Here is a 12010-nt window from a genome sequence, read left to right on the forward strand (position 1 = left end):
GCCCCGCTCGGCCGTGACGCTTGACCTGATGGCGGTTCGCACAGCATGATCCCGTGAGGGCTCGTCCCTGGCCGGGAAAGTCGTGGCTAGCGGGTGGTTGCCAGTATTGGTTTGCGCCCTGATTTCGTGTATCGTGGCGCTTTGCGCCTGCCCTCAGATGCGCTTCGGCCTGCCCGGTGGCCGATGACGTGGTGGGACGGCGAATCTCAAAGAGCGAAACCGTCGAAGGACACCTCTTGGCCGCGCGCACCTCCCCCGGTAAGCCCCGCATTTCTTTCGCAAAGATCAAGGAAACACTCGAGCTCCCGCAGCTCCTCTCGCTCCAGACCGACAGCTTCGACTGGCTGGTCGGCAACGAGGCCCACCAGGCCCGGGTGACGTCGCGCCGAGCAGCCGGCGAGGACGTCTCCGACAAGTCCGGCCTCACCGAGATCTTCGAGGAGATCTCCCCCATCGAGGACTTCTCCGAGACGATGTCGCTCTCGTTCGAGAACCCCGTCTTCTACGACCCGAAGTACACCGTCGACGAGTGCAAGGAGAAGGACCTCACCTACTCCGCGCCGCTCTACGTCTCGGCCGAGTTCACCAACAACGAGACCGGTGAGATCAAGGGCCAGACGGTCTTCATGGGCGACTTCCCGCTGATGACCCCCAAGGGCACCTTCGTCATCAACGGCACCGAGCGTGTCGTCGTGTCCCAGCTGGTTCGGTCGCCCGGCGTCTACTTCGAGCGCACCGCCGACAAGACCTCCGACAAGGACATCTACACCGCCAAGCTGATCCCGAGCCGCGGCGCCTGGCTGGAGTTCGAGATCGACAAGCGCGACATGGTCGGGGTCCGTCTCGACCGCAAGCGCAAGCAGAACGTCACCGTCCTGCTCAAGGCGCTGCAGGCCATCGCCGAGGACACCGGCGAGGCCTACGACTACGACGCCGTCATGGCCGACCTGCGTCAGTTCGAGTCGATCCAGCTGACCGAGGAGAAGGACAACACCCAGGGTCCGGACGACGCGCTACTCGACATCTACCGCAAGCTCCGTCCCGGCGAGCCGCCGACGCGTGAGGCTGCGCTGACGCTGCTGCGCAACTACTACTTCAACCCCAAGCGTTACGACCTCGCGAAGGTCGGTCGCTACAAGATCAACAAGAAGCTCGGCCAGGACCAGCCGTTCGACCAGCAGACCATGACCATCTCGGACATGGTCGCGACGATCCGCTACATCGTCGCGCTGCACGACGGTCGCGCCGACCTGGAGACCCCGCAGGGTCGCATCGAGATCAGCTCCGACGACATCGACCACTTCGGCAACCGCCGGATGCGGACCGTCGGCGAGCTGATCCAGAACCAGCTGCGCACCGGTCTCGCCCGGATGGAGCGGGTCGTCCGCGAGCGGATGACCACCCAGGACGTCGAGGCGATCACGCCGCAGTCGCTGATCAACATCCGCCCGGTCGTCGCGGCGCTGAAGGAGTTCTTCGGCACCTCGCAGCTGTCGCAGTTCATGGACCAGACCAACCCGATCGCCGGTCTGACCCACAAGCGCCGGCTCTCGGCCCTCGGGCCCGGCGGTCTGTCCCGTGACCGCGCCGGCATGGAGGTCCGCGACGTCCACCCGTCGCACTACGGCCGGATGTGCCCGATCGAGACGCCGGAAGGCCCGAACATCGGCCTGATCGGCTCGCTCGCTTCGTACGGACGGATCAACCCCTACGGCTTCGTGGAGACGCCGTACCGCAAGGTCGTCAAGGGCGTGGTCACCGACCAGATCGAGTACCTCACCGCCGACGACGAGGACCGCTACGTCATCGCCCAGGCGAACGCCGCGCTCGACTCGAAGAACCGCTTCGCCGAGGAGCGGGTGCTCGTGCGCCTGCGCCAGGGCGAGGTCTCCGAGATCCCGGGCAACGAGGTCGACTACATGGACGTCTCGCCGCGCCAGATGGTGTCGGTCGCGACCGCCCTGATCCCGTTCCTCGAGCACGACGACGCCAACCGCGCGCTGATGGGCGCCAACATGCAGCGTCAGGCGGTCCCGCTGATCCGCAGTGACAGCCCGATCGTCGGCACCGGCATCGAGTTCCGCGCCGCGGTCGACGCCGGTGACGTGCTGGTGGCCGACAAGGCCGGTGTGGTGCAGGGTGTCTCGGCCGACGTGGTCGAGGTCATGAACGACGACGGCTCCTACCAGACCTACAAGCTGGCCAAGTTCCGTCGCTCCAACCAGGGCACCTGCATCAACCAGCGTCCGCTCGTCGCGGCCGGCGACCGGCTCGAGGTCGGTTCGCCGATCGCCGACGGTCCGTGCACCGACCAGGCGGAGATGGCGCTGGGCACCAACCTGCTCGTCGCGTTCATGCCGTGGGAGGGCCACAACTACGAGGACGCGATCATCCTCAGCCAGCGTCTGGTGCAGGAGGACGTCCTCACCTCGATCCACATCGAGGAGCACGAGGTCGACGCCCGCGACACGAAGCTGGGCCCGGAGGAGATCACCCGCGACATCCCCAACGTCAGCGAGGAGATGCTCGCCGACCTCGACGAGCGCGGCATCATCCGCATCGGCGCCGAGGTCACGACCGGCGACATCCTGGTCGGCAAGGTCACCCCGAAGGGTGAGACCGAGCTGACCCCGGAGGAGCGGCTGCTCCGTGCGATCTTCGGTGAGAAGGCGCGCGAGGTCCGCGACACCTCGATGAAGGTGCCCCACGGTGAGTCCGGCACGGTCATCGGCGTCCGCGTGTTCGACCGCGAGGACGGCGACGAGCTGCCGCCGGGCGTCAACCAGCTGGTGCGGGTCTACGTCGCGCAGAAGCGGAAGATCTCGGTGGGCGACAAGCTCGCCGGCCGCCACGGCAACAAGGGCGTCATCGCGAAGATCCTGCCGGTCGAGGACATGCCGTTCATGGAGGACGGCACCCCGGTCGACGTCGTGCTCAACCCGCTGGGTGTGCCGCGACGGATGAACATCGGCCAGATCCTCGAGCTGCACCTCGGCTGGCTCGGCAAGCAGGGCTGGGACCTCAACCTGTCCGGCGACCCCGACAGCTCGGAGTGGAAGAAGCGGCTGATCTCGATCGGCGCGGAGAAGGCGGAGCCCAACACCAAGCTGGCGACGCCGGTCTTCGACGGCGCCCGCGAGGACGAGATCACCGGCCTGCTCGGCGCGACCCTGAAGAACCGCGACGACGTCCGGATGATCGAGTCCGACGGCAAGGCCCGGCTCTTCGACGGCCGCTCCGGCGAGCCGTTCACGGACCCGGTGTCGGTGGGCTACATGTACATCCTCAAGCTCCACCACCTCGTCGACGACAAGATCCACGCACGGTCGACCGGCCCCTACTCGATGATCACCCAGCAGCCGCTCGGCGGTAAGGCTCAGTTCGGTGGCCAGCGCTTCGGTGAGATGGAGGTCTGGGCGATGGAGGCGTACGGCGCCGCTTACGCCCTGCAGGAGCTGCTGACGATCAAGTCCGACGACGTGCCGGGCCGGGTCAAGGTCTACGAGGCCATCGTGAAGGGCGAGAACATCCCCGACTCCGGCATCCCCGAGTCGTTCAAGGTGCTCGTCAAGGAGATGCAGTCGCTCTGCCTCAACGTGGAGGTGCTGTCGCAGGACGGCACGGCCATCGAGATGCGCGACGCGGAGGAGGACGTCTTCCGTGCCGCCGAGGAGCTCGGCATCGACCTGTCCCGCCGCGAGCCCAGCTCCGTCGAAGAAGTCTGATGATCTCGATACGGCCTCGCGCTGCGCGCTCGGCCTACTCGATCACCGAGTTTCGGTTGTCGAGTAGCCCGAGCCGCTAGGCGAGGGCGTATCCAGACACAGTCCCCAGCCTCACTTTTCAAGAAACTAACGAAGGACAGCAGCCATCGTGCTCGACGTGAACTTCTTCGACCAGCTTCAGATCGGCCTGGCCACCGCGGACGACATCCGCACGTGGAGCCACGGCGAGGTCAAGAAGCCGGAGACCATCAACTACCGCACGCTCAAGCCCGAGCGTGACGGCCTCTTCTGCGAGAAGATCTTCGGTCCCACCCGGGACTGGGAGTGCTACTGCGGCAAGTACAAGCGGGTCCGCTTCAAGGGCATCATCTGCGAGCGCTGCGGCGTCGAGGTGACCCGCTCGAAGGTGCGGCGCGAGCGGATGGGCCACATCGAGCTCGCCGCCCCCGTCACCCACATCTGGTACTTCAAGGGTGTCCCGAGCCGGCTCGGCTACCTGCTCGACCTGGCCCCGAAGGACCTCGAGAAGGTCATCTACTTCGCGGCGTACATGATCACCGCCGTCGACGAGGACGCGCGCCATCGCGACCTGTCGTCGCTCGAGGCCAAGGTCGGCCAGCAGCGCAAGATGCTGCAGGACCGCCTCGACCTCGCGATCGCCGACCGCTCCAAGAAGTTGGAGGGCGACCTCGAGACGCTGGAGTCGGAGGGTGCGAAGGCCGACCAGAAGCGCAAGGTCAAGGACGGCGCGGAGCGCGAGATGGCGCAGATCCGCAAGCGGTCCGAGGCCGAGATCGCCCGCCTCGAGGAGGTCTGGGAGACCTTCAAGAGCCTCAAGGTCCAGGACCTCATGGGTGACGAGGTGCTGTACCGGGAGATGAAGAACTGGTTCGGCAAGTACTTCGAGGGCCACATGGGCGCCACGGCGATCCAGAAGCGCCTCGAGAGCTTCGACATCGAGGCCGAGGTCGGGTCGCTGCGCGAGACCATCGCGACCGGCAAGGGCCAGCGCAAGGTCCGTGCCCTCAAGCGGCTCAAGGTCGTCGACGCGTTCCGCAAGACCGGCAACAAGCCCCAGGGCATGGTGCTCGACGCCGTCCCGGTCATCCCGCCCGACCTGCGCCCGATGGTGCAGCTCGACGGCGGCCGGTTCGCGACGTCGGACCTCAACGACCTCTACCGCCGCGTGATCAACCGGAACAACCGGCTCAAGCGGCTGCTCGACCTCGGCGCCCCCGAGATCATCGTCAACAACGAGAAGCGGATGCTCCAGGAGGCCGTCGACTCGCTGTTCGACAACGGCCGTCGTGGTCGTCCCGTCACCGGCCCGGGCAACCGGCCGCTGAAGTCGCTGTCCGACATGCTCAAGGGCAAGCAGGGCCGGTTCCGCCAGAACCTGCTCGGCAAGCGCGTGGACTACTCGGGCCGTTCGGTCATCGTCTCCGGTCCGCAGCTCAAGCTGCACCAGTGCGGTCTCCCGAAGCAGATGGCGCTCGAGCTGTTCAAGCCGTTCGTCATGAAGCGGCTCGTCGACCTCTCGCACGCGCAGAACATCAAGTCCGCCAAGCGGATGGTGGAGCGGGCCCGCCCGGTCGTGTGGGACGTCCTCGAAGAGGTCATCACCGAGCACCCGGTGCTGCTCAACCGTGCGCCCACGCTGCACCGTCTCGGCATCCAGGCGTTCGAGCCGCAGCTGATCGAAGGCAAGGCGATCCAGATCCACCCGCTCGTCTGCACCGCGTTCAACGCGGACTTCGACGGGGACCAGATGGCGGTGCACCTGCCGCTGTCCGCCGAGGCGCAGGCCGAGGCGCGGATCCTGATGCTGTCGACCAACAACATCCTGAAGCCGTCCGACGGCCGACCGGTCACCATGCCGACCCAGGACATGATCATCGGGCTGTTCTTCCTCACCACCGAGCGCGAGGGCTCGATCGGCGAGGGCCGGGTGTTCTCGTCGCCCGCCGAGGCGATCATGGCGTTCGACCGGGGCGAGATCCTGCTGCAGAGCAAGGTCCGGATCCGGTTCGACGACGCTGTCGTCGAGGGTGCGGCTCCGGGTGAGCCGATCATCCTCGAGACCACGCTGGGCCGCTCGCTGTTCAACGACACCCTGCCCGCGGACTACCCCTTCGTGAACTTCGAGGTGGGCAAGAAGCAGCTCGGCGCGATCGTCAACGACCTCGCGGAGCGCTACGGCAAGGTCGAGGTGGCCGCGTCGCTGGACGCCCTCAAGGACACCGGCTTCCACTGGGCCACCCGGTCCGGCGTGACCGTGTCCATCGCGGACGTCACGACCCCGCCCAACAAGCTCGAGCTGCTCTCGGGCTTCGAGGCGAAGGCCGCGAAGATCCAGACCCAGTTCGAGCGCGGCCTGATCACCGACGACGAGCGTCGCCAGGAGCTCATCGAGATCTGGACCGAGGCCGGCAAGCAGGTCGGTGACGCGATGGAGAAGGCGTTCGACAAGACGAACCCGATCTTCATGCAGGTCATCTCCGGCGCCTCCGGTAACTTCAACCAGATCCGCCAGGTCGGCGCCATGCGTGGCCTGGTGGCGAACCCGAAGGGCGAGATCATCCCGCGGCCGATCAAGGCGAACTTCCGCGAGGGTCTCTCCGTGCTGGAGTACTTCATCTCCACGCACGGCGCCCGCAAGGGTCTGGCCGACACCGCGCTTCGCACCGCGGACTCGGGTTACCTCACCCGTCGTCTGGTCGACGTGTCGCAGGACGTCATCATCCGCGAGGACGACTGCGGCACCGAGCGTGGTCTGCCGAAGGTCATCGGTGAGCGCAACGCCGAGGGCACGGTGGTCAAGCACGAGAACGCCGAGACCGCGGCGTACGCCCGCACCTCGGCCGTCGACATCGCCCACCCCGACACCGGCGAGCAGCTCGCTGCCGCCGGCGACGACCTCGGCGACGTCAAGATCGCCGAGCTGATCGAGGCCGGGATCGAGGAGGTCGTGGTCCGCTCCGTGCTGACCTGCGACGCCAAGACCGGCACCTGCGCGAAGTGCTACGGCCGCTCGCTGGCGACCGGCAAGCTCGTCGACATCGGCGAGGCGGTCGGCATCATCGCTGCCCAGTCGATCGGTGAGCCCGGCACGCAGCTGACGATGCGGACCTTCCACACCGGTGGTGTGGCGTCGGCCGACGACATCACGCAGGGTCTGCCGCGTGTGGTCGAGCTGTTCGAGGCCCGCACCCCGAAGGGTGTCTCTCCGATCTCCGAGGCCGCCGGCCGGGTGCAGATCGAGGAGACCGACAAGGCCCGCAAGGTCCTGGTCACCCCGGACGACGGCAGCGACGTCAAGGAGTACGCCGTCTCGCGCCGCTCGCGGCTGCTGGTCGCCGACGGCGACCACATCGAGGTCGGCCAGATGCTCACCCAGGGCACCCCGGACCCGAAGGAGGTGCTGCGGATCCTCGGTGTCCGGCGGACCCAGCAGCACCTCGTCGACGAGGTCCAGGAGGTCTACCGGAGCCAGGGCGTGTCGATCCACGACAAGCACATCGAGATCATCGTGCGGCAGATGCTGCGCCGGATCACGGTGCTCGAGTCGGGCGAGACCAACCTGCTGCCGTCCGACCTGGTCGACCGCGGCAAGTTCGAGGAGGAGAACCGGCGCGTGGTCTCCGAGGGCGGCAAGCCGGCCTCGGGACGTCCGGAGCTGATGGGCATCACGAAGGCCTCGCTGGCCACGGAGTCGTGGCTCTCGGCCGCCTCCTTCCAGGAGACCACCCGGGTGCTCACCGACGCCGCGATCAACGCTCGCTCCGACTCGCTGCGCGGTCTGAAGGAGAACGTCATCATCGGCAAGCTGATCCCCGCCGGCACCGGCCTGGAGCGCTACCGCGCGATCCGGGTCGAGCCGACCGAGGAGGCGCGCCAGGCGGCCTACGCCGTCACCGGCTACGAGTCCTACGACTACGAGTTCGGTGCCACCGGCGGCCAGGCCGTCGCGCTCGACGACTTCGACTTTGGCTCGTACCAGAACTGAGCTTGCGAAGTTCTGGAGTAAGAGCCAGATCGAGTAGCACCAGCCCCTCCCGAGCTTGCTCGGGAGGGGCTTTGTGCGTATCGAGATCCGGTGACGTGCCCATCGGCCGTGGGACGGCCGCAGCCAGGTTGCGGCGTCTCGATACGCCCTCGCCTGGCGGCTCGGGCTACTCGACGACCGGGCGGCGGGGGCTAGACGACCGGGCGGCGGGGGCTACTCGAAGACCTAGCGGCTCGGGCTACTCGACCAGCGACGGGGTACCGCCCCCTGGTCGACACCCGATCGAGAGGAGCACGGCATGGCCAGCGAACCCTCTGACGCGGAAGCTCGCGACGAGGCCCAGGACGAAGCCAAGGACCAGGATCAAGCCGGCGGCGCCAGGGACGACGAGGTGCAGGACTACCCGGGTGTGGAGGACTTCTCCAAGGAGGGCGACAAGATCAAGGCGCCCGAGGGCGAGTTCTCCGTTGACGACAAGGGCCTGGACGGATCGCCGGTGGACGAGATCCTGGAGGACCGCAAGGAGCGCCTGGACCCCGAGAACCGCCCGGAGACCACCGAGGTCAGCAACGCGGGCCGTGACTTCGACGGTGAGAAGGGGATGTTCACCGACGAGGAGGGCTTCGAGGAGGCCGAGAAGCAGTACACGCTCGACGAGACCTGACATCCGAGCGCACTCTTGGTCGCATGACGTCGGCGACACCGGAACTGCTCCAAGCCCTGATCCGCAACCAGTGCGTCAACGACGGCACCCCGGAGTCCGGAGGGGAGTCGCGCAACGCGGACGTCCTCGCTGCGGTGCTCGAGGGGCCCGGGGTGGAACTCGAGCGGTACGAGTCACTGCCGGGCCGCGCGAGCCTGGTCGCGCGGATCGACGGCAGCGACCCTGCTGCCCCGTCGCTCCTGCTGATGGGCCACACGGACGTCGTGCCGGCCAACGCCGAGAACTGGCGACACGACCCGTTCGGCGGTGAGCAGATCGACGGCGAGATCTGGGGTCGCGGCGCCGTCGATATGCTCAACCACACCTCGTCGATGGCGATAGCGATGAGGAGGCTCGCGGACTCCGGGTTCCGGCCGCGGGGCACGCTGGTCTACCTCGCCGTTGCCGACGAGGAAGGCGGCGGCACGTACGGCGCCGAGTGGCTGCTCGAGCACCAGCGGGAGTCCGTGGCCGCGGACTACGTGATCACGGAGACGGGTGGGATGTCGCTGCCGGTGCCGGGTGCGACCGAGACGCTGCTGCCGGTCATGGTCGGCGAGAAGGGATTCGGCTGGGTGACCCTCGTGGTGCGCGGCACGCCCGGCCACGGCTCGATGCCGCTGCGGACGGACAACGCGCTCGTCAAGGCGGCGGAGGTCGTGCAGCGGGTCGCCGCGATCCAGAGCACGCCCCGGGTCGAGGGGCAGTGGCGAGACTTCGTCGAGGCCTGTCGACTCCCGGAGGACGTCGAGCGGCTGTTCCTCGACGCCGACGCCCTGACGGCGTACTGCACCAGCGAGGACGCCGACCTCCAGCTGGCTCGGCTCATCCACGCCGCGACGACCACCACCATCGCTCCGACGATGGTGCGGGGCGGCGTGAAGACCAACGTGATCGCCGACCGGGTCGAGATCGAGCTCGACATCCGGACCCTGCCGGGCGTCACGGCCGACGACCTCGTGTCCGCGATCGCGGCCGCGGTGGGTGAGGAGCTGATGGCGTCGGTCGATGTGCAGGTCGGCAAGTTCCAGGAGGCCTCGCTCTCCTCCCCCGAGTCGCCGCTGTGGGACTCGCTGGCCAAGGCCAGCTCGGCGCTGCTGCCGGGATCACGTCCGGTCCCGTTCCTGCTGGTGGGCGTCACCGATGCCCGGTTCTTCCGCGGCGCCGGCTCCACCGCCTACGGATACGGGCTCTTCAGCGACCGGATCTCGTTCCGCGACTTCGCGTCGATGTTCCACGGCAACGACGAGCGGATCGACATCGAGTCGCTCCGTCTCTCCACCGAGCTCTGGTCGGCGGTAGCGCAGGACTTCCTCGATTGAGTGGACCGCCTCGCCGGCCCGGTCCCGGCGGCTGAGAGAATGGCGGGGTGACCACCCCGCAGCGCACCGACGTGCTCGTCGTGGGAGCGGGCCCCGCGGGCTCCGCCGCCGCGGCGTGGGCGGCGCGCCTGGGCGCGGACGTCGTGCTCACGGACGCGGCGGTGTTCCCCCGCGACAAGACGTGCGGTGACGGGCTGACGCCACGGGCGATCGACGAGCTGGGGCGGCTCGGCCTCACCGACTGGGTGCGGGCCCACACCGTCAACCAGGGCCTCCGCGCGCACGGGTTCGGACAGACGCTGCACCTGCCGTGGCCCGGCGGGCACCTGCCCGACTGGGGCAGCGCGATCGCGCGCACCGAGCTCGACGACTACCTGCGCACGACGGCGATCAAGGCGGGGGCGACCGGCATCGACGGTGCGCGGGCGGTCGACGTCCGACGTGAAGGCGGGCGGGTGACCGCCGTCGTCTTCGAGCGGGGTTCGCGCGGCGGTGACCGGTTCGAGATCGAGTGCGAACGCCTGGTCGTCGCCGACGGCGTCCGCTCGCCGCTCGGCAAGGTGCTGGGCCGCGAGTGGCACCGCGACACCGTCTACGGCGTCGCCGGCCGGTGCTACGTCTCCTCGACCAAGCCGGACGACCCCTGGATCAGCTCCCACCTCGAGCTGCGCGGCCCCTCGACCGGATCGGGGGGCGCGGGGGAGATCCTGTCCGGCTACGGCTGGATCTTCCCGCTCGGCACCGACGCCGGTGGCGTCAACCTCGGTGTCGGCACCCTCGCCACGGCCAAGCGGCCGGCGGACGTCGCGATCAGGCCGCTGATGAGCTTCTACGCCGAGGAGCGCCGCGAGGAGTTCGCTCTCGGCGACGAGCTTCGGATGCCGACCTCGGCACTGCTGCCCATGGGCGGCGCGGTGTCCAACGTCGCCGGGCCCAACTGGGCGCTGATCGGCGACGCGGCAGCGTGCGTCAACCCGCTCAACGGCGAGGGCATCGACTACGGCCTCGAGACCGGCCGGCTGGTGGCCGAGCTGATGACCGAGCAACCCCGGAGCGACCTCGGGGTCGTCTGGCCGGCGGTGCTCAAGGAGCACTACGGCGAGGCGTTCTCGATCGCACGCCGGCTCGCCGGGCTGGTGACGGTGCCGCGGCTGCTGCCCGCACTGGGGCCGGTCGGCATGCGGTCCGACCTGCTGATGACGTTGGCGCTGCGATGGATGGGCAACCTGGTCACCGACGACGACCGCGACCGGGCGGCTCGCGTGTGGCGCTGGGCCGGCCGGCGCTCGCTCGCCCGGGACGCCCGGCCCCCGTTCAGCTGAACCTCGTCCGACGACCGGTCCTTTAGGGTGAACGACGCGAGGAGGACGCCATGGGGCAGCAGGTGCAGCGGCTGGGGGCGTATGCCGTCGTCGTCCGCGGCGACCGGATCCTGCTCACCCGCCTCGCGGAGCGGGTCACCAAGCAGGAGCTGTGGACGCTGCCGGGCGGCGGTGTCGACCACGGCGAGGACCCGCGGGCAGCAGTGGTTCGTGAGATCTACGAGGAGACCGGTCTGCGGGCCGAGGTCGGCGAGACCGCCCACGTCTTCTCGATGCACCTGTCCGACACCTGGCGCCGCGGTCGCCGGGTGGACGCGCACTCCGTACGGATCGTGTACGACGGCTGGGTGGCCGCCGACGCTCCGGACCCGCGCGTCGTCGAGATCGACGGGTCGACCGCGGACGCCGCGTGGCAGCCGATCGGCGCGGTGCTCGACGGATCGCTGCCGACGGTCGGGCTGGTGACCGAGGCGCTCGCCGAGCTCCGTCCGCAGCAGCGGCAGCGGGTCGCGGCGTACGCCTATGTCGAGCGGGACGGCGCGCTGCTGCTCACGCGCAACTCGGCGCTCGGACCGCACCCCGGGGTGTGGACGCTGCCCGGCGGTGGCATCGACCACGGCGAGTCCCCGGCGGACACCGTGCTGCGGGAGCTGCACGAGGAGTGCGGTCTCGAGGGGGAGCTCGGGGAGCTGCTGACCGTCGACGACCACCACTTCACCGGCACCGCGCCGATCGGCCGGAGGGAGGACTTCCACGCGATCCGGATCGTCTACCGGGCGTCCGTGCCCGCGGACGCCGAGCCACGGGTGGTCGAGGTCGACGGCACCACCGACGCGGTCGCCTGGGTGCCGCTCACCGAGGTCGCGACCGACGCGGCGAGGTTCAGCAGCCTGGTGCGGGCCGCGATCACCGCGGCCGGCGGTCGCTAGGTT

The 12010-nt window shown here is 68.8% G+C and carries 6 protein-coding genes; all 6 read left to right on the top strand.

Annotated features, from left to right (window positions below; all coding sequences use genetic code 11):
• Window positions 1-236: 236 nt before the first annotated feature.
• The 6 genes from rpoB to SHK19_RS02345 all read left to right on the top strand — a co-directional run bounded on the left by rpoB (window position 237) and on the right by SHK19_RS02345 (window position 12007).
• Entirely contained in the window at window positions 237-3725 is a 3489-nt protein-coding gene (rpoB, locus tag SHK19_RS02320; protein ID WP_322937724.1) for a DNA-directed RNA polymerase subunit beta, read from the top strand.
• A gap of 148 nt (window positions 3726-3873) precedes the next feature.
• Complete coding sequence (locus SHK19_RS02325; protein ID WP_322457671.1) at window positions 3874-7731, top strand: DNA-directed RNA polymerase subunit beta'; 3858 nt, start codon at window positions 3874-3876, stop codon at window positions 7729-7731.
• Between the two features lie 298 nt (window positions 7732-8029).
• On the top strand, window positions 8030-8395 hold the full coding sequence (locus SHK19_RS02330) for a hypothetical protein (protein ID WP_322937725.1): 366 nt from the start codon (window positions 8030-8032) through the stop codon (window positions 8393-8395).
• A 23-nt stretch (window positions 8396-8418) separates the two neighbouring features.
• Window positions 8419-9756: a M20/M25/M40 family metallo-hydrolase gene (locus tag SHK19_RS02335; protein ID WP_322457673.1), complete on the top strand. Its 1338-nt coding sequence runs from the start codon at window positions 8419-8421 to the stop codon at window positions 9754-9756.
• A gap of 47 nt (window positions 9757-9803) precedes the next feature.
• A complete protein-coding gene (locus tag SHK19_RS02340) occupies window positions 9804-11078 on the top strand; it encodes a geranylgeranyl reductase family protein (protein ID WP_322457674.1) in 1275 nt (424 codons plus the stop codon).
• Between the two features lie 50 nt (window positions 11079-11128).
• Complete coding sequence (locus SHK19_RS02345; protein ID WP_322457675.1) at window positions 11129-12007, top strand: NUDIX hydrolase; 879 nt, start codon at window positions 11129-11131, stop codon at window positions 12005-12007.
• Window positions 12008-12010 lie beyond the last annotated feature (3 nt).

It is taken from the genome of Nocardioides bizhenqiangii, assembly GCF_034661235.1.
Taxonomy (GTDB): domain Bacteria; phylum Actinomycetota; class Actinomycetes; order Propionibacteriales; family Nocardioidaceae; genus Nocardioides; species Nocardioides bizhenqiangii.